This is a genomic window from Limnoglobus roseus, assembly GCF_008254045.1.
Lineage (GTDB): Bacteria > Planctomycetota > Planctomycetia > Gemmatales > Gemmataceae > Limnoglobus > Limnoglobus roseus.
The window spans coordinates 4,734,827-4,758,268 of sequence record NZ_CP042425.1 but is presented as its reverse complement, the minus strand read 5'-3'; the positions used below and the strand labels follow the sequence as shown (position 1 = coordinate 4,758,268).

Sequence of the window (23,442 nt, the reverse complement as noted above, 5' to 3'; positions counted from 1 at the left end):
TTCGTGGGGATGAGTAAGCCGTAGGACGTTCACATTTCGGGCGGTGTCACGCCTTCGCGCGGGCGGCCTGTTGTTGGCGGAGAATTTGTCGCGCCACGGCGTTGGGATGGTAGCCGCCGGGCAATCGGACGAGCCACTTCGAATGGGCCGTGCAGAGGCGCTGAACTTCCGGGAATTCGACGTTCGCCCAGCGCGATGCGAACATCACAAGCGACGTGGCCGGGCGGGCGATGAGCGATTCCAAAGTTGTGCCCGGGACGAGATCGGCACCGCCGACCCAAGCCAGTTCAGTGGGTTCGAACGTCTGTTCCAGGAATTGTTTTTCCAGCGTGCGGAGTTGCCCGCCGACCACGACCACGACCTGCTTGTGCAGGTGCGGGCGAGACGTAATCACGTCGTCGGTCAACGGCACGGCCGAGAAATCCAACTTGGTCAACTTCGCGAGCGCCCGGTCGATTTCGCGGAACACGGCAACCGCACTCGCCGACGCGGGCAATTCGTCGGGCAGCCCGTCGATGACCGGCAGCAGAATCTCGTGTAGTTCGGCGTTGGCGGCCTCGACCCCGGCGGTGATCGCCTCGTCCAAGAGTTCCATGACCCGCGGCCACTCGTCGAACCGGTCGAAGCCGTCCGCCACAGCCTTTTTCAGCTTGAACCGCAGGTTGGCGAGGACCTTCTTCGCCGCGGCCGATTGCCGCTTCGACGTGGTGAACGGCTCCAGGGCCATCGAGACTCGCTTGAGCAGCCCCGGCCACGACCGGGGGTCGACGCGGTCTTCCCGCCGCAGGTAGCGGTGGATGTAGACGCCGCGGGCGGCGGCGCACTCCCGCACGGTCACGTACAGTTGAATCTGATCGGCGTCGGGCCGCGGATTGCCGGTGTCGATGACGGCCGAGAACAGCAACGACTGCGCCTCCGCGGCCAGGTTCAACGCCTGCAAGACGTAGTCGGACTCGATCTTCGTACCCGGCTCCGTCACCGCCTGCACGAGTTCGGCGGCCATCGCTGCGGCGGTGTACCCGCCGACGAGATCCTCCCACACGACCGCCGCCCGCGTGAGCGACAGCATGTCGAGCATCCAGAGCGTACACTTCGGCAGCTTATCGGCCTGAGCCCGGACCTCGACGGAAGCCTTCGCAAATTGTGCGTCGTCGATGGCGTTGGCGTACTTCTTCGCCAGCAGCTTCGTCGCCTCGCCCTTGGCCCGACACCGGGCCGCGATGACGGCCGGTTCCTGCGGCATCCAGCCCGCCTCGTCCGTGCCGGAGGGGGGTGGCGTGACCGTGTCATCAACCCGGCGTGGTGTCAGGGGGTTCGCAAACGGCAGGGGCGTCCCGGACTGCGGCGGCGGAACGACGAGCGGCCGCGATTCGATGGACGGGCTCTCGCGGCGCATCACGCCTTCCGCCCACTGGCAGAGGGCGTGCCCGACCGCGAAGACCTCTTGCCGCAGTTTCGGGTCGGATTTCACCAAAACTTGAAGGCGGTCCAGAAGGGGAGCCAGCGCTACCAGGAGTTCAGACGACATCGGCTCGGTCACGGAGGAGGAGAGGATAGCGGCATGCTATCGACGAAGCTGGGGCGCTCAAACAAAAATCCGGCGGTTTTTCCGCCGGATTGTCACAAAGTACTGTACCACCCACTAGGCGCTCTTCTTACCCGGCTTCTTCTCGAACAGCCGCCGCGTGCCGCGGACCACGTCCGCGTTGACCACGTGCGTGCCCTTGTGTTCGAGGTCGGGCAGTTCGTACATCACGTCCACCATCAGGTCTTCCACGATCGCCCGCAGGCCGCGGGCACCCGTGTCGCGGGCCTTCGCGAGTTTCGCGATTTCGCGGAGCGCGCCGGTTTCGAACTCGATGCTCGCCCCCTCCATCTCGAACAGCTTCTGGTACTGCCGCACGAGGGCGTTCTTCGGCTCCGTGAGAATCTTGATGAGGGCTTCTTCGTCCAGCGGGTCGAGCGGGGCCAACACCGGCAGCCGGCCGACGAACTCCGGAATCATGCCGAACTCGATCAAATCGTCGGCGATGACTTGGTTCAGCAGTTCGGCCTCGCTGCCTTCCTTCCGCTCCGTACTCGCCCCGAAGCCAATCATCTTGCGGCCGATTCGCTTGCTGATGATGTCGGTCAGGCCGACGAACGTCCCGCCGCAGATGAACAGGATGTTCGACGTGTCGATCTGGATGTACTGCTGTTCCGGGTGCTTGCGGCCCCCTTGCGGCGGCACGTTAGAGACCGTCCCTTCAAGCATCTTCAACAGGGCTTGCTGCACGCCCTCGCCGGACACGTCGCGGGTGATGCTGACGTTCTGGCTCGTCTTGGCGATCTTGTCGATTTCGTCGATGTAAACGATCCCGCGTTGGGCGGCTTCCACGTCGAAGTCGGCGGCGTGGAGCAGTTTCAGTAGGAGGTTCTCAACGTCCTCGCCCACGTACCCGGCTTCGGTCAGCGTCGTCGCGTCGCCGATGGCGAACGGCACGTCGAGGATTTTCGCCAGCGTGCGGGCCATCAGCGTTTTGCCGCTACCGGTCGGGCCGACGAGCAGGATGTTGCTCTTCTCGATCTCGACGTCGTTGCGGCCACCGTCGGTGTGGGCGAGCCGCTTGTAGTGGTTGTGGACGGCGACCGAGAGCGTCTTCTTCGCCCGGCTCTGGCCGATGACGTACTGGTCGAGCTTTTCCTTCAGCGAGCGCGGGCTCGGCGTGCTGACGGCCGCCGTCTTGCCGCTGCCGCGCCGCTTCTTCTCTTGTTCGATGATCGACTGGCACAGTTCGATGCACTCGCCACAGATGTACACGTCGCCGGGGCCTTCCACGAGCGGCCCGACGTCGCGGTGACTGCGGCGGCAGAAGGAGCAGTACGCATTTCGATTCCGACCCGTGGAACTGGTCGGCCGGCGGCTACCGCCTTCACCGGATGTACGATCTGCCATCGACGCCTCGTTAGGAGAAGAATTGATTTCGGGTTAAAGTTTTCGGCCTCGCGGTCCGGCCTTCGTTGCCGGGCGTGGCTGAACTATATCGCGTCACGTTTCGGCCCGAACAGCGATTGTGTCAGTTTCGCCCAACCTGACGGTCGTGAATCATCAGGTCTGCCGATTGTACGTCGCCTAACGGACGTAGGTACGTTGTAATATTTTCAACTCGCACTTTCGGGTGGGGGTTCCGATTCGGTCCGGCCGACACCGGGCTTCGGCAGCGTCGCGGCCCCCGGCTTGATGCCGAGCTTCCCTTTCAGTTTCGCCGCCATCTTGTTGCGGATCTGCTCGTACTCTTCCTCGGTGAGTTCGCCACTCTCGTACATCTCGCGGAACGAGCTGAGGCTGGACGTGTCGCAGTCCTCGGTCTGACGCCGCGTCCAGTATTTCAAAAGCGAGAACACCACCGCCACCCCAATAATCGCCAACCCCAGAAAGACCATGTTGAAGATCAAGTCCTGGCGGGCCTGCGCCTTGTTGAGGCCGACGGGCGCGTTGGGAGCGGCCTGCGGCACAATGGCCCCGGCTTCGGGCGGGTGCGGCGGAGGTTCCGGGGCCGGTAGCGGTTCGGGCGGCATCGGGACGGCTTGAGCGTTCGGGTCCATACTTGAAGTCTCGGCAGAAGGGCGAGCCGGATACCATCAGCATAGCCGGCAAACAGCCCGGGGAAAGTTCGTCGCTCCCATCACCTGTCTAGAGACTTCACACCAAACCTGACACCAAACCACTTTCGGCAATCAACTCGGCCAACTGCGGCGACCGTGCGGGTCGGTCTCAGCGTGCCAGTCGGGGCGAAAACGAGGTGCCCTTCCCGACCGAATTCCCCGCGGTAACTCCGGCACCGGGCCGGCTTGTGAAGTAGATTTCGGCGACGGAATCCGATTCGGCCGGGGTTGCCCAACTTGACGGTTCCTCCGGACCGTTTATAATTTTCGCAGCATCAACGGATTGGTGCTCTTGCGGTTCCGTCCCGAGTTCCTCTCCTCCGAACTGAGATTCTTCCCGAACCTTCCGACCCGGCTTCCCCGACGGCTTGTTTGCCGACTTCCACCCGGCACCCGTCATATTCCTTGCAAGCCGATGACGGTTCGAGACTCTCTGGAACGGCGGACGACCGCAAGGTGGATGACCTCCGGTTCTCGTTATCCCTCATTGTTTGCCAGCCCCCGTATGACGAGCGCCCGGCGAGACGGATAGGTGCCCTGTGCCACGCGACTTGGTGGAATTGAAAACTCAGGTGAAAGCCGCGAGTGACATCCTTGATGTCATTTCGGGGTATTTGCCCGTCCAACAAGTCGGCAAGGCGTACAAGTGCGTCTGCCCGTTCCACAACGACACACGCCCGTCGCTGCAAATCGACCGCAAGTGGCAGAACTTCCACTGCTGGGCGTGCGGTGCGAAGGGTGACGTGTTCACCTTCGTCGAGAAGTACGACAAGGTCGGCTTCCTCGAAGCCATGCAAATCCTCGCCCGTCGCGCCGGCATTCCGACCGATGACGCGACCGCCTCGCCGCAAGACACGCACAAGTTCCGCCTCTTCGACGTAATGAAGTGGGCACAGGCGAAGTACCAACAGTGCCTGCTAGAATCGCCCGATTCGCAGGCCGCCCGCAAGTACCTTGGTGAACGGCACCTCGCCGGTGCGAGTGTGCGACAGTTCGGCCTCGGTTTTGCCCCGCTCGACGGCGAATGGCTGGTCAAGCAGGCGCAGGCTGACCAGGTGCCGCCCGAACTGCTCGTGGAAGTCGGCCTCATCGCCGCCCGCGATGAGGCCCGCGGCTACTACGACCGCTTCCGCGATCGGGTGATGTTCCCAATCCGCGACGCCCAGGGGCGTGCCGTCGGCTTCGGCGGGCGGATCATGCCGGATTCCCCCTACGCCGCCCGCGGACCGAAGTATTACAACTCGCCGGAAACGCTCCTCTTCAAGAAGCAGGAACAACTCTACGGCATCGACATGGCCCGGCACGCCGGCAGTTCGGCCGGGTTCCTCGCCGTGGTCGAAGGCTACACCGACGTGATGATGGCCCACCAGAGCGGCATCGCCAACGTCGTCGCCACGATGGGCACCGCCCTCAACGCCCGGCACGTCGCGCAACTCGTCCGCCATGTCCGCAAAATCGTGCTCGTCTTCGACGCCGACGACGGCGGCAACACCGGCGTAGACCGTGCCCTCGAAATCTTCGTGAGTCAGGACGTCGAACTCGCGGTCGCGACTCTGCCAGAAGGGTTGGACCCGGCCGACCTGCTCGCTCAGGACGGCGGCGCAGAGGTGTTCCGCAAGGCACTCGGCGACGCTGTTGATGCACTCGACTTCAAATTGAATCAACTCTTCGCGAAAGCGGAACACGGCACGGTCGACGGCGTCCGCCGGATGCTCGACATCATCCTCGGCATCATCGCCCTCGCCCCGCCGGTGCCGAGCCAGTCCGCCCAACTCAAGCAAGAACTGATCCTGACGCGACTGGCCCAACGGCTCGGCGTGGAACTGCGGTCGGTTCGAGGGCGGCTCAAAGAACTTCAACTCGAACAACGCCGGAAGCAGCAGCGGGAAAATAGCCGGCCGCAAGAAGTGCCCCTGAACTCCGGCCGGGAACCTGTTATATCTAATGCACCGCCGGCGAAGGTCGCGGGACCGGCCCCGATCCTCGAAAGCCAACTCGTTCAGATTCTGCTCGCGGAACCCGACCTCGTGCGGGTGGCCCACACGCAGATTCCGCCGGAGTGGCTTTCGCACAGCGGCCTGAAGCGAATGCTGGTCGAGTTGTACGGCCTCCACGAACAGGGCATTCCGCCGGAACTGGACAACCTCCGCGTGCGTCTGATCGACCGGCCCGATCTGGCCGCCCACGCGATGAAACTTCAGGACGTGGGCCGTAGTATTTCGGACCGCCAGTTGTACTTTAACAAAGTCGTCGATGGGTTCGCAAAACAGAAGACGGACGTTGAGAAGAAGTCCCTGAAAGAACAGCTCGGCGGAGTTGGCACGGATGACGCCGCCGCCCTCGATCTTCTTCGCCGGTTCCAGGGCCGGACGAAAGAGGCGGGTTGATGTGAAAGGCCGGCGATGGATCGCCGGCGTGCGGCTACCTTCGGCCGCATCGTCTCATTACCGTTCCATCTGCCACGTTGTACACTCCGTGGCGGCCCACAGGTACGGGAGATTTCGGATGGACGTGAAGACCGTGGACGACGTTCTCAAGGCCCTGATCGAGCGCGGCAAGCAGAGCGGCTCGCTCACCTTCGACGAGGTCAACCAGGCCCTGCCCGAGGGCACGTCGGAGTCTGGCCGCCTCGAAGACATCCTGGAACAACTCGAAAACAACGGCATCAACGTCATCGACCCGGAAGACGCCGACGAACCGGCCGCCGGAGCCGCCCAAGAAGCGGCGATCCTCTCCGAAGAGGAAGCCCTCTTCTCCGACAACGAAGGCGACGGTCGGCACATCGACGACCCGGTGCGGATGTACCTGACACAGATGGGCGAAATCCCGCTGCTCGACCGCCGGCTCGAAATCTCCCTGGCCCAGAAGATCGAAGTCACCCGTCGGCGTTTCCGCCGCAAGGTGTTGGAGTGCGATTACGCCCTCCGCAACGTCTTCGAGACGCTCAAGCGCGTCCAGACCGGCGACCTGCCGTTCGACCGGACGATCAAGGTCAGCCAGACCGAGAACTTGGAGAAGGACAAGATCCTCCAGCGGATGCCGCACAACCTGCGGACCCTCGAACCGCTGATGGAAGTGAACGTCGACGACTTCAACAAGTTGACCGACGAGCGGACCCCGGAGAGCGAGAAGGAGCCGATCCGCGACCGTTTGAAGAGTCGCCGGCGCAAGACCGTGACGCTGGTGGAAGAACTGTCGATTCGCACGCAAAAAGTCCAGCCGCTGATGAAGAAGCTGGAACAAATCAGCGAGCGAATGGACGAGTTGGAAGAGCAAGTCCACGAAATGAAGGGCAACCGTGCCGCGAAGGAAGAGCGGGCCAACCTGGAGAAAGAACTTCAGGACTTGATGCTGATTACGCTCGAAGAACCGTCGGGCCTCCGCCGCCGCGTGCAAATCATGAAGCAGCGGTTCGCCGAGTACGAGATGGCGAAGCGCGAACTCTCCGGCGGCAACCTTCGGCTCGTGGTCAGTATCGCCAAGAAGTACCGCAACCGCGGCCTGTCGTTCCTCGACTTGATTCAGGAAGGCAACACCGGCCTGATGCGAGCGGTGGACAAGTACGAATACCGCCGCGGGTTCAAGTTCAGCACCTACGCGACGTGGTGGATTCGCCAGGCGATCACGCGGGCCATCGCGGATCAAGCCCGCACGATCCGTATCCCTGTTCACATGATCGAGACGATGTCGAAGTTGCGGAACGTCTCGAAGCAACTGCTTCAAGAGATGGGCCGCGAGCCGACGATCGAGGAGACGGCGAAGGCCGCCGGCATCAGCTACGAAGAAACGAAGCGTGTCCTCAAAATCAGCCGCCACCCGATCAGCCTCGACCGGCCGGTTGGTGAGAGCGAGGATAGCTACTTCGGCGACTTCATCGAAGACCACTCGGTCGATTCGCCGGTCAGTGCCGCGACGAACGAGATGCTCAAGGACAAGATCGAGGCGGTGCTGAAGACGCTGACCTATCGCGAGCGAGAGATCATCAAACTCCGCTACGGACTCGGCGACGGCTACACGTACACGCTCGAAGAGGTCGGCCGCATCTTCAAGGTCACGCGGGAACGTGTTCGCCAGATCGAAGCGAAGGCCGTGCGGAAGCTCCAGCACCCCATCCGCAGTCGCCAACTCGAAGGCTTCCTCGACGCCTGGACGGCCGTGGTGAACGGGAAGAAGTAACGCGGAGCGTTGGGACCCAAAGCAGAAGGCCCACCCCTGATCGGGTGGGCCTTCTGCTTTTACACCGTCACTTTTTCTCGGGATAGAGGCTGACCTTCTCGGCCGTGGGGAAGTTTTCCGGAAGCGGGATCGTGACCGCGCCGGTCGTGGCCCACTCGGTGCCGCGTTGCAGCGTGCTGGCAAAGCCCACGCACTTCATCGAATTCACGTCGTGGCCCATCGGCGTGTGGAAGATGCGGCCCTTCCCGTAACTGACGGTCCAAATCATCGGCTCATGTTTCATTGTCCCCTTCGAGTACGCCGTGGCGAGGAGTTTCACGTTCTCGATGGGGCCTCGCATGTTGTCGTAGAGTTCGTCATTGTTGTGCATCCACTCCTTCGGCATCCCCTTCGTCACCGGGTGTTCGGGATCGCGAACCGTGACGGTAAATTGACCCGTGTAGCGGTGACCGGCCCCCTGCCCTTGGCCCGGTTCGTCCAGCTTTTGCTCGCCGACGGCGTCGAGGTAGGGCCGCTTGCCGAACTTCGCGTCCTGCCAGCCCATGCCGATCATCTTGTAGAACTCTTTCCACGGGCCGAAGGCGTTGTTCGCCGCGTGGACGATCACGAGGCCGAGTTTGCCGTCCTTCACTCGCGATTCCAGCGCGTCGTTCAGTTCCTTCGACCACGCCTCGCCGTTGTAGTTGCTCACGACCACGTCGGTCGTCGACAGGTTGGGGTGGAAGTTCGCCATCTCTGCCTTCTTCCCCTTCTCCGGGGACGTGGCGACGGTGACGGTAAACCGCCCGCAGTCTTCGAGGTACTTCTTCAGGTACGGCGTCGTCGCCTTCCAGTTGTGGTTGTTCTGGCCGTCGATGATGAGCACGCGCAGTTTCGGGTCCGCGGCCGACGCCGAACCGAGGACGACCATCAGGAGCAGACCGGAGAGGAATCGCATGAGAACTCCGCGAAGGGAAGCGAGGGTGGGCGTCGGCGATTGTCGGCATTCGGCGCGGCCGCGTCAACCGGCCAAGAAAAAAACACGGCCGGATTCGAGCGAATCCGGGCCGTGTTTGATCGAGATTCAGAGGGTGTTACTTCAGGGCTTCGGCGAAAAGCTTGATCGGCCGGGCCGTGACCTTGTTGTGGGCCGGGCGGTCCTTCGTGACGTAGTCCTTGCCGTTGAGCGGGTTCGTCTTCTTTTCCCCGCCCTTGACGGCCTTCACCTTGCGAATCTTGAAGCGGGCGACCCCGGGGAGGGTGAATACGCCGGCTCCTTTTCCGCTGAGTTGGTATTTCATGATCTCAACCAATTCGTCGATCACTTTCGAGATCTCGGCCTTCTTCATGCCGGTCTTTTCCGCCAACTCGGTGAACAGGCCCGACTTGGTCAACACCTTCTTCTTCGCCATTGTGAGTGACTCCAGATAGGGACTTAGCGTCACGCCCTTGAAAGCAAGGGTTCCGTGCAGAAGTTACGCAATCGGCCCTGACTTTCCAACGGATTTCGCTCTTTTTTCACCATTTTCTCGATTTTTCAGGGCAAATGACCGTTCCCACCCGGAGATATTTCTATCCCCGCGGCTTGCGCCGGGGTAAGGTGGGGCTCGGGAAAGACGGACGAACGTCTCTGCCGGCCGGGTGGAGAGTTGCATCCGGCGGTCGTTCCCGTATCCTCTCACCAAAGCCATTTCCACCTTACCCCATCGAACCGAGGCGATGATGAGTGCGACCCCCGCGAAGACGGATTTCGACGCCGTGGACCAACTGTGCGTCAACACCATCCGCACGCTGTCCATGGACGCCGTGCAGAAGGCGAACTCCGGCCACCCCGGCGCGCCGATGGGCCTCGCCCCCGTGGCCTACGCGGTGTGGAACCGCTTCATGACCTACGACCCGGCCGACCCGCTCTGGTTCAACCGCGACCGCTTTGTTCTGTCCAACGGCCACGCCTCGATGCTCCTCTACTCGATGCTGCACCTCGCCGGCGTGGTGGAATCCGACGGCCGCAAGCCGGTCACGATCGACGAGATCAAGCGATTCCGCCAACTCAACGGCGTGACCCCCGGCCACCCGGAAACGCACCTGACGAGCGGCGTGGAAACGACCACCGGACCGCTCGGCCAGGGCATCGGTAACGCCGTCGGCATGGCCATCGCCCAGAAGTGGCTCGCCGCCACCTACGGCAAGCCGGGCTACGAAGACCTGTTCGCCCACCGCGTGTACGCCATCTGCGGCGACGGCTGCATGATGGAAGGCGTGGCGAGCGAAGCCAGTTCCCTCGCCGGGCACCTGCAACTCGACAACCTCGTCCTGCTCTACGACGACAACAACATTACCATCGACGGCCGCACGACGCTCGCCTTCACGGAAGACGTGTACGGCCGCTACAAGGCTTACGGCTGGAACGTGCTGAAGGTCGAAGACGGCAACACCGACCTCGCCGCCATCGCCAAGGCCCTCAACTCCGCCGCCGAAACGAAGGGCAAGCCGACGCTCATCGGCGTGAAGACGAAGATCGGGTTCGGCGCGCCGCACAAGCAGGACACCGAACACGCCCACGGCGAACCGCTCGGCGACGAGGAAATCAAGGCGGCGAAGAAAAGCTACGGCTGGCCGGAAGACAAGAGCTTCTACGTGCCGGACGGCGTCTACGACCAGTTCAAGGCGAACATCGGCAAGCGCGGGGCGGACGCCAACGCCGCCTGGAAGGCGAAGTTCGCCGAGTACAAGAAGGCGCACGCCGACCTCGCCACGCAGGTCGAATGCATCCAGAACAAGGAACTGCCGGCCGGGTGGGACAAGTCGCTGCCGGTGTTCCCGGCCGACCCGAAGGGGATGGCCACCCGCGACTCGTCCGGCAAGGTGCTGAACGCCGTCGCGAAGGCGATCCCGTGGATGGTCGGCGGGTCGGCCGACCTCGCGAAGTCGAACAAGAGCAGGCTCACGTTCGAAGGGGCCGGCGACTTCCTGGCGGCCACCCCCGCCGGGCGGAACGTCAACTTCGGCGTCCGCGAGCACGGCATGGGGGCGATCTGTAACGGCATGGCCCTCAACGGCCTCCGCTCCTTCGCCGCCGGCTTCCTGATCTTCAGCGATTACGGCCGGGCGGCGATCCGCCTCGCTTCGATCATCGAACGGCCGGTCGTCTACGTCTTCACGCACGACAGCATCGGCGTCGGCGAAGACGGCCCGACGCACCAGCCGATCGAGCAAATCGCCAGCCTCCGGGCGATCCCCGGCCTGATCGTCCTTCGCCCGGGCGACGCGAACGAAGTCACGGAAGCGTACCGCGTGGCCGCCGAGTCGAAGCACCACCCGATCATCCTGGCCCTCAGCCGTCAGCCGGTGCCGACCTACGACCGCACGAAGTTCGGGGCCGCGAGCGGCGTGGCGAAGGGCGGTTACGTCCTCGCCGACGCCGAAGGCGGCAAGCCGGACATCCTGCTCATCGCCACCGGCACGGAACTGCCGCTGGCCGTCGAAGCCTACGAGAAGTTGACGGCCGAGGGCGTGAAAGCCCGCGTCGTGAGCCTGCCGTCGTGGGAACTGTTCGAACAGCAAACGCAAGAGTACCGCGACAGCGTGATCCCGCCGAGCGTGACCGCCCGCGTGTGCATCGAGATGCTCTCGACCTTCGGGTGGGAACACTACGCCGGGCCGAAGGGGGCGATCATCGGCATGCGTTCCTTCGGGGCTTCGGCCCCGCTGAAAGACCTTCTGAAGCACTTCGGCTTCACCATCGAGAAGGTGATGGAAGCCGCGAAGGCGCAGCTGAAGAAGTAAGGGTCGGAAACACTCAAGCACTTCAAGCCCACGGACGACCTCCGTGGGCTTTCATCTGTACGGAGTTTGCTCACCAACACCGGAGAAGTCCCCGTGACGCCATTCGCACGATCAACGGCCTGGCAACTCCGCGTGATCCTCCTCGGCCTCTGGGCGACCGGATTCTCCAGCCCCGTCCGGGCCGATCCACCAAAAGCCCTGGCGTCCTCGATTCAACTCGCGAAGGTCGTCGATTTTTCCAAACTGCCTCAGATCGCAAAATCGAAGGTCGGCCGCAACGAGTCGGCCAACTTCACGGCCGACGTTCCGGGTTCCGTCGCGGACGTTGCGAAGCATTACCGGACCCAACTCGACTCACTGGGCTGGAAACCGGCCACGAACGCGGCGAAGTCGGACGATTCCGAATCGTGTGCTTCGTCTGAGCTGTGGAAGGACGGCCACAGCCTCTACCTGATGGTCTTCCGCTTCGGCGACAAGCCGTCGGCGAACGTCACCCTCGGCTTCCGCGGCAACCTCGACACGCGGACGTTGCCGCGCAGCAAGGGGGCGAAGGAACTCTACGGCAGCCAAATCCAAACGACGTACGTCGCCGAGGCGAAAGTCCCGGCGGAGGCCGAGACACTGGCGAAAGACCTCACGGCCGACGGCTGGCAAGAGTTCAAGACCCTGTTCACGTCGACGACGAAATCCGACAAGGAACGCCACCTTCAATTTCGCAAGAACGGCTACGCCATCACGGTGTCGGTCGAACAAGTGGAAGCCCAGAACAACAAGACCGTCGTGCAGTACGGTGTGGAAGCCTTGTCGCACGAACTCCCCGCGCCGGCCGACGCGACGGATGTGGAATTCGCCGACCTCCGCTGGGAAATGCGGTGCAAGGTGGCCCGCGATCTGAAAGCCGTGGCCGAGTTTTACGAGAAGGCCATGCCCGCGGCCGGCTACACGGCCCTGCAGAGCGAGAAGCCAACAGCCACCGGGGGCGTCTACAAGTACGCCACGCCCGAGAAAGACGTGATCTCGGTCATCCTGAGTTCCAAGGACGGCAAGGCGACGACAGTCAAGCTCATCGGGTTCAGTCAGAAGGGGCTGGAGGATCGCAAAAAAGCGATCGAACGCGGGGAGATCGACCCGAACTCCGATTGATCGCCCATCACAGGCAGCCAGGAAATCGTATGGAAGCCCCGCAAGTGTTCGGCTTGGCCTTCATGTCCGTCTGTGGCCTCGGCACGCTCGGCTACCTGGAAAAAATCTTGCAACGGTGGGCCGTCCTGCGGCGGGCCATCGCCGTGGAGGGAACGGTCGTCCGCATCGAAGAGGAACACGACACCGAACACGACTTCAGCCTGTTTCGGCCCGTCGTCCAATACGTCACGGAAGCCGGGGACGTCGAGGAGTTGAGCATCGCCAAGCCGTTCAAGAAGGGCCGGTGGACCGAGGGCGACCGCGTGCCGTTGCTCTACGACCCGAACAATCCCAAGTTCGCCGTGATGGCCCGCGGGCGGTGGGCGGGCGGCATCATCATCGGCACGGCGATGTGCCTGTTCGGCACATGCGTTGGGGCCGTTCTGTACCTCTACTGCCGCCCGCCCTACGTGAACTAGAGTTGAACCTGCGGTAACCCGCCGTCCGTCGGTCGCTTCGCCATCTCGTTCATGATCGTGTTCGCCAAGTCGACGTAGGACTTCGACACCGGGTGGTCCGGCAGTTTGCGGACGATCGGCTCGCCGCTGTCGCCGCACGCGGAGACTTGCGGGTCGATCGGGAGTTCGCCGAGCAGCGGTACGCCGATCTCGTTCGCCAACTTCTTGCCGCCGCCGGACCCGAACGGCGAGAGACGGTTGCCGTCCGGCATCGTCAGATAGCTCATGTTCTCGACGATGCCAAGGATCGGCACACGGACTTCCTGGAACATCCGCACCCCCTTGCGGGCGTCGATCAGGCTGACTTCTGCGGGCTGCGTCACGATGACCGCGCCGGTCAGCGGGGCTTGCTGCGAGAGCGTCAGTTGCGCGTCGCCGGTGCCGGGCGGCAGGTCGATCACGAGGAAGTCGAGTTCGCCCCAGGGCACTTGCGCGAGGAACGAGCCGACCGCCTGCGCCACCTTCGGCCCGCGCCAGATGACGGCCTGGTTCGGGTCGAGCAGGAAGCCCATGCTCATGAGCTTGAGGCCGTACTGCTCAATGGGGAACGGGACTTTCGTCTGGTCGACGACGCCGAGGTTGAACATCAGCGGCACGCTCGGACCGTAGATGTCGGCGTCCATCAGGCCGACGCGCTGGCCGTGCATGTGCAGGGCGAGGGCGAGGTTGGCGGCGACGGTCGACTTGCCGACGCCGCCCTTACCGCTGGCGATCGCGATGACGTGCTTCACGCCGGGCAAACTGATCTTCTGACCGGGCATCGGGCCGTTCATGGGGAAACTCCGGGTGTGGGGTGGTTATTTCACTTCGCTCAAAGAGCGGAGCAGTTCGATTGGGTAAATGCCGGTGTCGTGGCCGTCGTTCCAGGTGATCTGGTAAGCGTAGTGGCCGAGCGGCTTCATCCCCGTCGGCGTGGGCGGCCCGGCGGCGGCCTCCTGAGCCGAGAGTACCTTGAACGGGTCGCTCGGCTTCTCGCGCTCCTCGTTGCAAGTCGCACACGGGCAGTTTTTGCGCAGCGCACGCCAGGTCGCTAACGTGGAAACGCCATCGTTCCAGTCGATCCGCAGCCCGTCTCCCTCACGGCGAAGGGAGAGCGGCTTCAAGGGTTCGCCCCCGGTCGTCATTGCAGTTCACCTCGTGGTTGCTTCTCTCGTGATTATAGAAGGCCGTCGGAAGACCAACGAAAACAGCCCGGCGAAGCCGGGCTGTGGCGAGTTCGTTTCGAGCGACCCGCTTACTGGAACGTGATGACGACCTGCCCGTTCACGGTGCGGGCCTGAATCGTGGTATCCTTGCCACCGAGTTTCGCCTTGCCGACCCAGTTGCCGGCCGCGTCGAGTTGGCCGTTCGCCACCGGCGTCCGCCGACCGTCGGGCAGTCGGTAGCTGAAATCGACCGCCGTCGATCGCTTCGTACCACGCCGTGCCGCGGGAAGGGCCAGCACAATTTGTTGTTTGGAATCTAGAGTCCCGGCGACTTCACTCACGGTCGGCGACAGTTGCGCGACCCGCTCTTCCTTCACTAGCAGCGGCAGTGTCACGTCGGACCCGCCGGCTTCGCGGACGAGGGCGTCGCCAGCCACCGCCCACTCGCCGGAGATCGTGGCACTGAGCTTGTCCTTCGCGATCTCGACCTTCACGCTCTCCTTCTTAATCACTGACTTCGCCATCTTCCCGGGTTCAACGCTCTGGATCGTCGAGGCCGGTGATGCCGTGATGACGCGGGTAAAGCTCTTGGTGGCAGCACCGGTCTTGTCGCGGAGCATGAGCGACACCAGTTGCGTCCGCGTGTGAGTGTCCACCCGCTCGCCGGAGTCGGTCACTCGGAGGGTGGCGGTGTAAATGGCCGACTTCTGGGCCTGCACGTCCACGGCCTGCACCAACACTTGCGGCAGCTTCGATGTTTTCGAGATCGCCGTGAGAACGATGTGTTGCTGGCCCGGTTGGTCGATGCGAATGTACTTGTCGATCGGGCCGCTCTGGGCGATGAGTTGTTCGGTCTTTTCGTTGCCGAGCCGCCAGATCACCTCGTCAGCGTTTTCCAACTCGCCGGTGACGTGGAACGTGGCCGGGGCCTGCGTGCCGCCGACGGCCTCGACCTTCCAGCCCTTGACCGCCGGGGGCAGTTCGTTCGGTACGGCCCCGACCGCGGTTGAGGCGGTCGCTGCCGCGACGTCCACGTTGATGCTGCGGTCGTTCTCCTCGTTGAGGAAATTGCGGACCGTCAGGCCGACCTTGTAGCTGCCGGGCTTGGCGTACGTGTGGCTGACCTGCGTCTTCTCCGAGTCGAACGGTTCGAGGGCCGTGCCGTCGCCGAAGTCCCACCACCCGGACTGGCCGGACGCCGTGACCTGGAAGTTCGCAGTCAGGCCGTCAGCGTTCCCGGCGGAGAAGTTAGCCAGCGGCTTCGGCGGCTTGACCACGCTGTCGAAAAGCGCGTTCGCGTACATCATCACGCCCCCGGTGCAGAGGCCCATGAAACTGCCGAACACGATTTTGATGTAGTTCTTACGAGCGGGCTTCTCGTCAGCCATGACCAACGTCCTCCCTGACGGTGAATGTGAAGAACCGCACCATAACCAGAAGGAGGGCGATTTGGGAAGGCCGATTTCAACCGCCCTTCGCCATCGCCTCGACGAGCTTCCACAACGGCGGCGGCACCGGCATGACCGACAGCCGGGCGATGCGGACGAGTTCCCACTCGGCGAACGCGGGATTGGCCTTGATCGCCGCGAGGGTGACGGGAGTGGCGAGTTTCCGCACCGGCTTGATGCCCACGACGACGAGTTTCTCGTTCTTCGGATCGGGCCGCGGGACGGTGACAACTTCGGCAATGCCGACGATCGCCTTCTCTTTACCCGTGTGGTAGTAGAAGACCTGATCGCCGACCGCGAGGGAGCGGAGGTGCTTCAGGGCGACCGGGTTCGACACGCCGTCCCAGGTCGTGCGGCCGGCCGCTTCGAGATCAGCGAAACTGTACTCTTCGGGTTCTTGTTTGAACAGCCAGTGTGCCATCCGTTGCTCCTGGGAAAATCAGCGGTCGAGCAGTTTCCGCCCGATCACCCGGACGAGCGGCCGTCGTTCGGCTTCGGGGTGGTGCGCCGCCGCCGCGTCGGGGTCGCTGCCGAACATCACCCGCCGGCCCTGCTCCACCTGGGCCGGCGTCCAGCGGACGAGTTTCTCCTTCGCCAGCGTGCTAATCGTCTGCACCGCGTGCGGGCCTTTCATTGCGTCGAAGTGGTTGATGACCACGAGCGTCGCCGGCACGCCCTGCTTCTGCAAGTCCGCGGGCCACTGGCTGTCGAGGTGGACCATCGTGTCGTGCGGCAGACCGCCGAGCTTGCACACGACGCAGCAGATTTCGAGTTTGCTGCTCAGCTTCGGCCCATCCAGCGCGATGGCCGTTCGCACCGGCGGGGCCAGCGACTTGATGAACTGCACCTGCGGCTTCGGCAGGCCGACGTTAATCATTGCCAGGTCGGACCCGAAGTTCGGGGCGGCCACTTCGATCACCTTTGTCACGCCGCTATCGGGGTAGCGTTCCGCGAACTGTCGGATGATGATTCCGCCGGCCGAGTGGCCGATGAGGACGATCTCTTTGTACCCCGCCCGCCTCAACTTCTTGATGTGGTTCCGCATCCCCGGCGTGGACGCGACCACGTCCACTGCCGTCGTCTGCGCGTAACTGAAAGCGTACACGTCGAACTCAGACGCGAGCGCCTGCACCAGCCCCGCCTTCGCGTACTGCCAGTCGTGGAGTTCGGTCTTGTACGATTTCTCTTGCTTGATCGGGTGGAGCATCAATCCGTGGACGAGGAACGCAGCCTTGTCCTTCGTCTTCTTCAACTCCAACGGCTGGCCGTCGTAGGTGGCGCGAACTTCCGGGGCCACCTGCCAGACGGCGGTCGGGAGTTCGGTCACGCCCAGAAAGGGGAGCAGCACGATCGAAGTGAGAGTCGGTAGCATGGCGGGCTTCTCAACATTCTCGGCGGAGGGCGAACGAACTTACAAGTTATACCGACTGTGCCGGTCCTAATGGAATGGGAAAGTGAGAATAGCATTTGTCCGGTATGGTTCGGAGGTAGCAGCAAGAGCAATCCCCGCACCGCCCGATCAGTTAGTGACTTCCCCGACGGTCCGGTCGGAAGCCAGGCAGGCTGCGCATTCTGAGCGCAAGGAGTGGGCGATGGGAATTCTTCCCGATTGGCTGATTGAACAACAAGTTAAGATCGAACCGTTCGCCCCGCAGCAGCACCGGCCCGGCATCATCTCTTACGGCCTCACCAGTTACGGCTACGACGTGCGGGTGGATCGTCACTTCAAGGTCTTCACGAACGTCTGGGGCAGTACCGTCGATCCGAAGCACTTCGACCCGAAGTCGTTCGTGGACGTAGAAGCCGACACGTGCATCATCCCGCCGAACAGCTTCGCCCTCGCCGAGACGATCGAGTATTTCGAAGTCCCGCGGGACATGCTCGTCGTGTGCCTGGGCAAAAGCACTTACGCCCGCTGCGGCATCATCGTGAATGTGACGCCGTTGGAGCCGGAATGGCGTGGCCGCGTGACCATCGAGATTAGCAACACCACGCCGCTGCCGGCCAAGATCTACGCGGGAGAAGGCATCGCTCAAATGCTCTTCTTCCGCGGCGAGCAAGTCTGCAAGGTCAGCTACGCGGACAAGAAGGGGAAGTACCAGGATCAGAAGGGCCTCACATTGCCGTTCGTGAGTTCAAATCCATAATTGAATCATCGCAGACGCGAAACACCTCAAACTTCCCAAAATTCCCATGTTACGAATTTGTCGATTGCGCCAGAATTAAATTCTGGCGCAATTTTTGCGCGCCCACAGACGAGTTTATCGATTGCAAGACTAATTCCATAATACAGTTACGTTCTCTCATGGTGCATACTCACGTTTGCCGAAATTCCACGGTCTACTGCGCGACGCCACCCCGGAGGTGGACATCCGTCACGCTACTCCGCAGAATAGGCGCAACTGGGTATAATAGCCATGAGAATGGTCCGCCGATTTACAACTGAAGGTCAGAGTCCGTTCTCAGCGGTCACATTTGTTCCCCGCACTTCTAAGATCGTGAATCCAAACGGCTCGATCGTATTCGAGAAGCAGAACATCCCCGTCCCGGAAACATGGTCGCAGGTCGCCGTCGACATCCTCGCTCAAAAGTACTTCCGTCGGGCAGGCGTGCCGGCTAATACAGTGCGGGTGGCCGAGGACGGCGTGCCCGAGTGGTTGCAACGCAGCGTGCCGGCGTCGGCCGACGAACCGATTGTCGGCGAGTCCGACTCGCGGCAGGTCTTCCAGCGGCTGGCCGGGTGCTGGGCGTACTGGGGTTGGAAGGGCGGCTACTTCACCACCGAAGGCGACGCGCGGGCGTTCTTCGACGAAACCTGCTACATGCTCGCCGCGCAGATGAGCGCGCCGAACAGTCCGCAGTGGTTCAACACCGGCCTGCACTGGGCCTACGGCATCGAAGGCCCGGCTCAAGGTCACTACTTCGTCGATCCGAAGTCCGACGAGGTTACCCGCAGCACCTCGGCTTACGAGCGGCCGGCCCCCCATGCGTGCTTCATCCAGAGCGTCAGTGACGACCTCGTGAACGAGGGCGGCATCATGGACCTCTGGGTCCGCGAGGCTCGCATCTTCAAGTACGGGTCCGGCACCGGGTCGAACTTCTCGAACGTCCGCGGCGACGGCGAACCGCTCAGCGGCGGCGGCAAGTCGTCCGGCCTCATGAGCTTCCTCAAGATCGGCGATCGCGCGGCCGGGGCGATCAAGAGCGGCGGCACGACCCGCCGCGCCGCGAAGATGGTCGTCCTCGACTTGGACCACCCGGACATCGAAGACTATGTGAACTGGAAGGTGACGGAGGAGCAGAAGGTCGCGGCCCTGGTGAGTGGCTCGCGGCAGATGAACAAGCACCTGAACGCGATCATGCAGGCGGTCGTCACGCACCCCGTCGCGGCCGAGAAGTACGACCCGGCGAAGAACTCGAAGTTCCGCAAGGCCGTCCTCGACGCCCGCACCGCCCTCCTGCCCGAGAACTACATCGCCCGCGTCCTGCAACTCTGCCGACAGGGGTACACGCACATCGAGGTCGAAGAGTACGACACCGACTGGACCTCGAAGGCGTACTTCACCGTTTCCGGGCAGAACAGCAACAACTCGGTGCGGATCACCAACGAGTTCATGAAGGCGGTTGACAGCGACGGCCCGTGGCACCTGACGTGGCGGACCGAGAAGGAGAAGGCCGAGAAGCAGAACCGGGCCCCCAAGCCGATGAAGGTGCTCAAAGCCCGTGAACTGTGGGACCAGATCGCGTTCGCCGCGTGGAGTTGTGCCGACCCCGGCGTGCAGTTCGACACGACGTTCAACGAGTGGCACACCTGCCCGGTGGACGGCCGCATCAACGCGACGAACCCGTGCAGCGAGTACGCCTTCCTCGACGACACCGCGTGTAACCTCGCGTCGTTGAACCTGATGAAGTTCTACGACACCGCGACGTGCAAGTACGACATCGAGACGTACAAGCATGGCATCCGCATCTGGACGCTCATCCTCGAAATCAGCGTCTACATGGCGCAGTTCCCGAGCATCCCGGTGGCCCGGAAGTCGTACGACTTCCGCACCCTCGGCCTCGGCTACGCCAACCTCGGCGCACTGCTGATGGTCCAGGGCATCCCCTACGACTCGGCGGAAGGGCGTGCCCAGTGTGCGGCCCTAACGGCGATCATGCACGCCGGGTCTTACGCGGCGTCGGCGGAGATTGCCGCGGAAGTCGGGCCGTTCCCGCGTTACGAGGCGAACAAGCACCACATGCTGCGGGTCGTCCGCAACCACCGCAAGGCCGCGTACAACGCCGCCCCGGCGGAGTACGAGAACCTGACGGTCTTCCCGGTCGGAATCGACGCCCGCGTCTGCCCGGCGGAGTTGCTGGCGGCAGCCCGGTCGGAATCGGACCGGGCGTTGGAACTCGGCGAAAAGCACGGCTATCGCAACGCCCAGGTGACGGTGATCGCACCGACGGGCACCATCGGTCTTGTGATGGACTGCGACACGACCGGCATCGAGCCGGACTTCGCGCTCGTGAAGTTCAAGAAGCTCGCCGGCGGCGGGTACTTCAAGATCATCAACCAGTCGGTCCCGCCGGCTCTCGCGAAGCTCGGCTACGCCCCGTGGCAGATCGACGACATCGTCCGCTACAGTCGTGGGGCCGCAACGCTCCAGGGTTGCCCGCACGTCAACGCGGTTAGTCTGAAGGCGAAGGGGTTCACGCCGGAAGTGCTGACCCGCATTGAGGGCACGCTGGCCGGGGCGTTCGAGTTGCCGTTCGTCTTCAACAAGTGGACCATCGGCGAAGACTTCCTGGCGAACACGCTGAAGATTCCGGCCGAGACGCTCAACGCCACGACGTTCGACCTGCTGACGTACCTCGGCTTCACACGGGAGCAGATCAACGACGCCAGCACGTTCGTCTGCGGCACGATGACGATCGAAGGTGCCCCGCACTTGAAGGCCGAACACCTGCCGGTGTTTGACTGTGCGAACAAGTGCGGCAAGACCGGCAAGCGGTACCTGTCGGCCGAGGCGCACATCCGCATGATGGCGGCCGCCCAACCGTTCATCAGCGGGGCGATCTCGAAGACGATCAACATGCCCTACGACGCGACCGTCGAGGACGTGAAGCGGGCGTACTGGCTGAGCTGGCAGCTCATGACGAAGGCCAACGCACTGTACCGCGACGGGTCGAAGCTCAGCCAGCCGTTGAACTCGGTCGCCGATTCGCCGGAGGCGGCTATGCTCGCCGCGATCACGGCCGAAGCGGACGAGCCGAAGGTGGAACCGAAGGCCGAGCCGGTGCAGGTGGCCGAGCGGATCACCGAGAAGATCGTTCACCGATACATCGCCAAGCGCCGCCGCTTGCCGGACCGCCGGGCGGGGTACACGCAGAAGTCGCGGATCGGCAACCACAAGATTTACGTCCGCACCGGCGAGTACGACGACGGCAACCTCGGCGAAATCTTCATCGACATGCACAAGGAAGGGGCCGCCTTCCGCAGCATGACGAACTGCTTCGCCATCGCGGTGTCGCTCGGGCTCCAGCACGGGGTGCCGCTCGAAGAGTACGTGGACGCCTTCCTGTTCACTCGCTTCGAGCCGAACGGCGTGGTGCAGGGCAACCCGTACATCAAGATGAGTACGTCGATCATCGACTACATCTTCCGCGAGTTGGCCGTCACCTACCTGGGCCGCAACGACCTGGCCCACGTGCAGCCGGAAGACCTCCGCGGCGACGCGGTCCACGACGAGGACGACGACTTCGAATCGGAACAAGTCGTGTCGCAGCGGACCATCGACCCGAAGGTGGCCCACGCCCCGAAGCCGCAACTCGCGCCGCGGTCGGCCCACCTGAAGCCGACGAACGGCAAGGCCAACGGCAACGGCGGCGGCCACATCACGCCGACCGTGATGCCGTCGGTCAACCGCGTGACGACCGTGCAGCCGCCGACGGCAACGGCGGTGGCCCCGGCCGTCGGCACGAAGGCCGAGAAGATTCGCATCGCGAAGCAGAAGGGCTACGAGGGCGACCCGTGTTCGAACTGCGGGCAACTTACGCTGGTCCGCAGCGGGGCGTGTGCGAAATGCGACACCTGCGGCGAGACAAGCGGGTGTAGTTAAACGTGCCTTACAAACGAAGGGGGCCGGGAATCGACATCGATTCCCGGCCCCCTTCGTTTACGACATGCGGAGCAGTTCACACGCGGCGGCGTAGCTCGCTTCCAAATCGACGGGTATTGGCAAGTCGGGTGCGATCCAGAACGGCAACGTCGGCAGCGAGGCACCCAAGTCTAGCCGCCGGGGCCAAAGTTCGAGCCGGGCGTCGTCTGCCGGAATCGTGCGGTACGACACCGCGTATAAGGGCGAATCGGCGGCCTGCCAGGCATCAGGCGGCACGTCGAGTTCGAGCAGTTCCAGGAGTTCACGGTGCAAGTCGTGGTGACGAACTGTGACCACGTCTACGACGATAAGACCGACCTGATTCCGCAAGTACCCCGCACACTTGCCGGCGAACGTTTGGCGCGCGGTGGGGCGATCTTTGTTGGCCGGGCTGACGAGTTCAATCGCACCCGCCAGGCGAGGTGTGTCCCCGACGTAAGTGACACGAACTTCGAAGAGGTCGCGGTCGGACCATTCGACGCGACCACCCCAGGTCGGCTCTCCGGGCTTCCACCCCGTCGGGGAGGTACATTCTGATAAGGCCAGGGCGGCCACGTCGATCTCGACGTGCGGACCGCGGGACGTTTGCGGGATGGCAACGTATCCGGCCGGCAAGATGCGATTCAATTGCTGGGCCAACATCGTGGCCCACGTACTGTGGAACCCCTCCCACGGCCGTGTCTGACTCAACGGCGGAACAAAATGGTTCTGTAGCGGCATCGCTATTCCCGGATCAGGTACAGTCCGCGGTTGCACATCGCGCAGGTGATGAACTTGCCCCCTTCAAGGTCGAAGAACCGCGATTCGCCGATCTTCGACCGGCACTGCTGGCAAACCATGTCGCGGACGGCGGCCAGCCCTTCGGGGCCGTAGGCTTTCACGAGGCGGGCGTACTGGTCCCGCATGTCGGCCGGCAGGTCGGCTTCCCGCTTGGCGAGTTCGGCCTCCGAGAGCTTTTGGTCTTCGATCAGCCGTTCGAGCCGTTCCTTCGCGTCGATCTGGTACTGGGCGAAGTCCTTCTGGGCGTCTTTCCACCGCTGCTCCACGTTCGGCAAGTCGGCGGTGCGGTCCTCGATGTCGGTCATCGTGGTCAGGATCGCGTCTTCCAGGTCGTTCTTCTTCGCGGTGGCCTGCTCTGTCTCGTGCTTGACGGCGTCCATCTCCTTCATCGTCGTCACCGTCATCGCCTTCGTACCGAGCTTGTCGAGGTGCTGTTCGACGGTCTTCAGCGAGCCTTCGTCTTCCTTCTGCTTCAGCTTCAGCTTCTTGATCGTGTCGTAGGCGTCCTTGTGCTGTTGCTCCTCGGTCGTGAGCTTCGTTTGTTGGGCCTTCATGACCCGCGGGCCGCGGTCGATTTCGTCCTTCAGTTCGCGGAGGTGTTTGCGGAGGCGGTGGCACTCCCGCAGGATCGGCGAGACGTCGGTCGGCATGGCTACTCCCGGCGGTGTTTCCGCCCATTCTATCGCGCGGCCCGATCCGA

Annotated in this window: 19 protein-coding genes; 7 read left to right on the top strand and 12 right to left on the bottom strand. The window is 63.1% G+C overall.

The features are described 5' to 3' along the window. Window positions 1-46 precede the first annotated feature (46 nt). From PX52LOC_RS19860 to PX52LOC_RS19850, 3 genes are all read right to left on the bottom strand, one after another. Complete coding sequence (locus tag PX52LOC_RS19860; RefSeq protein ID WP_149111731.1) at window positions 47-1,528, bottom strand: hypothetical protein; 1,482 nt, start codon at window positions 1,526-1,528, stop codon at window positions 47-49. A 114-nt stretch (window positions 1,529-1,642) separates the two neighbouring features. Then, window positions 1,643-2,935, bottom strand: a complete 1,293-nt coding sequence (clpX, locus tag PX52LOC_RS19855) for an ATP-dependent Clp protease ATP-binding subunit ClpX (protein WP_149111730.1) — start codon at window positions 2,933-2,935, stop codon at window positions 1,643-1,645. Window positions 2,936-3,141: 206 nt separating this feature from the next. After that, window positions 3,142-3,585 carry an SHOCT domain-containing protein gene (locus tag PX52LOC_RS19850; protein WP_149111729.1) on the bottom strand — a complete coding sequence of 148 codons (444 nt, stop codon included), beginning with the start codon at window positions 3,583-3,585 and terminating at the stop codon, window positions 3,142-3,144. 599 nt (window positions 3,586-4,184) lie between these two features. On the opposite strand from PX52LOC_RS19850, the gene dnaG reads away from it, so the two are divergent. Further along, a complete protein-coding gene (gene dnaG / locus PX52LOC_RS19845) occupies window positions 4,185-6,032 on the top strand; it encodes a DNA primase (RefSeq protein ID WP_149111728.1) in 1,848 nt (615 codons plus the stop codon). 118 nt (window positions 6,033-6,150) lie between these two features. Continuing rightward, window positions 6,151-7,821, top strand: coding sequence for an RNA polymerase sigma factor RpoD (gene rpoD, locus PX52LOC_RS19840; protein WP_178132561.1), 1,671 nt, complete (start codon window positions 6,151-6,153; stop codon window positions 7,819-7,821). 67 nt (window positions 7,822-7,888) lie between these two features. Here rpoD and PX52LOC_RS19835 read toward each other — a convergent pair whose 3' ends face one another. Both PX52LOC_RS19835 and PX52LOC_RS19830 read right to left on the bottom strand, forming a co-directional pair. After that, a complete protein-coding gene (locus PX52LOC_RS19835; RefSeq protein ID WP_149111727.1) occupies window positions 7,889-8,758 on the bottom strand; it encodes a ThuA domain-containing protein in 870 nt (289 codons plus the stop codon). A gap of 136 nt (window positions 8,759-8,894) precedes the next feature. Beyond that, window positions 8,895-9,212: an HU family DNA-binding protein gene (locus PX52LOC_RS19830; protein WP_149111726.1), complete on the bottom strand. Its 318-nt coding sequence runs from the start codon at window positions 9,210-9,212 to the stop codon at window positions 8,895-8,897. A 310-nt stretch (window positions 9,213-9,522) separates the two neighbouring features. Here PX52LOC_RS19830 and tkt point away from each other — a divergent pair, with 310 nt between their 5' ends. The 3 genes from tkt to PX52LOC_RS19815 all read left to right on the top strand — a co-directional run bounded on the left by tkt (window position 9,523) and on the right by PX52LOC_RS19815 (window position 13,187). Beyond that, a complete protein-coding gene (gene tkt / locus PX52LOC_RS19825; protein ID WP_218575447.1) occupies window positions 9,523-11,586 on the top strand; it encodes a transketolase in 2,064 nt (687 codons plus the stop codon). Window positions 11,587-11,679: 93 nt separating this feature from the next. Continuing rightward, a complete protein-coding gene (locus PX52LOC_RS19820) occupies window positions 11,680-12,729 on the top strand; it encodes a hypothetical protein (RefSeq protein WP_149111724.1) in 1,050 nt (349 codons plus the stop codon). Between the two features lie 29 nt (window positions 12,730-12,758). After that, window positions 12,759-13,187, top strand: a complete 429-nt coding sequence (locus PX52LOC_RS19815) for a DUF3592 domain-containing protein (protein ID WP_149111723.1) — start codon at window positions 12,759-12,761, stop codon at window positions 13,185-13,187. Here PX52LOC_RS19815 and PX52LOC_RS19810 read toward each other — a convergent pair. The 5 genes from PX52LOC_RS19810 to PX52LOC_RS19790 form a co-directional block, all read right to left on the bottom strand. Then, window positions 13,184-13,999 (bottom strand): Mrp/NBP35 family ATP-binding protein, encoded by an 816-nt coding sequence (locus PX52LOC_RS19810; protein ID WP_149111722.1) that lies wholly within the window; start codon window positions 13,997-13,999, stop codon window positions 13,184-13,186. The genes PX52LOC_RS19815 and PX52LOC_RS19810 overlap by 4 nt on opposite strands. A 24-nt stretch (window positions 14,000-14,023) precedes the next feature. Continuing rightward, window positions 14,024-14,350 carry a DUF971 domain-containing protein gene (locus PX52LOC_RS19805; protein WP_149111721.1) on the bottom strand — a complete coding sequence of 109 codons (327 nt, stop codon included), beginning with the start codon at window positions 14,348-14,350 and terminating at the stop codon, window positions 14,024-14,026. 110 nt (window positions 14,351-14,460) lie between these two features. After that, window positions 14,461-15,759 (bottom strand): PKD domain-containing protein, encoded by a 1,299-nt coding sequence (locus tag PX52LOC_RS19800; RefSeq protein WP_149111720.1) that lies wholly within the window; start codon window positions 15,757-15,759, stop codon window positions 14,461-14,463. Between the two features lie 76 nt (window positions 15,760-15,835). Further along, on the bottom strand, window positions 15,836-16,240 hold the full coding sequence (locus tag PX52LOC_RS19795; RefSeq protein ID WP_149111719.1) for an EVE domain-containing protein: 405 nt from the start codon (window positions 16,238-16,240) through the stop codon (window positions 15,836-15,838). A gap of 18 nt (window positions 16,241-16,258) precedes the next feature. After that, complete coding sequence (locus PX52LOC_RS19790; RefSeq protein WP_149111718.1) at window positions 16,259-17,191, bottom strand: esterase/lipase family protein; 933 nt, start codon at window positions 17,189-17,191, stop codon at window positions 16,259-16,261. Between the two features lie 220 nt (window positions 17,192-17,411). On the opposite strand from PX52LOC_RS19790, the gene dcd reads away from it, so the two are divergent. Further along, window positions 17,412-17,966, top strand: coding sequence for a dCTP deaminase (gene dcd / locus PX52LOC_RS19785; RefSeq protein WP_149111717.1), 555 nt, complete (start codon window positions 17,412-17,414; stop codon window positions 17,964-17,966). Between the two features lie 270 nt (window positions 17,967-18,236). Then, window positions 18,237-21,923 (top strand): vitamin B12-dependent ribonucleotide reductase, encoded by a 3,687-nt coding sequence (locus PX52LOC_RS19780; protein WP_149111716.1) that lies wholly within the window; start codon window positions 18,237-18,239, stop codon window positions 21,921-21,923. A gap of 57 nt (window positions 21,924-21,980) precedes the next feature. Here the strand turns inward: PX52LOC_RS19780 and PX52LOC_RS19775 are convergent, their stop codons facing one another. Together PX52LOC_RS19775 and PX52LOC_RS19770 are read right to left on the bottom strand one after the other, a co-directional pair. Continuing rightward, window positions 21,981-22,682 (bottom strand): hypothetical protein, encoded by a 702-nt coding sequence (locus PX52LOC_RS19775; RefSeq protein ID WP_149111715.1) that lies wholly within the window; start codon window positions 22,680-22,682, stop codon window positions 21,981-21,983. Between the two features lie 2 nt (window positions 22,683-22,684). Continuing rightward, complete coding sequence (locus PX52LOC_RS19770; protein WP_149111714.1) at window positions 22,685-23,392, bottom strand: zinc ribbon domain-containing protein; 708 nt, start codon at window positions 23,390-23,392, stop codon at window positions 22,685-22,687. Window positions 23,393-23,442: the final 50 nt, after the last annotated feature.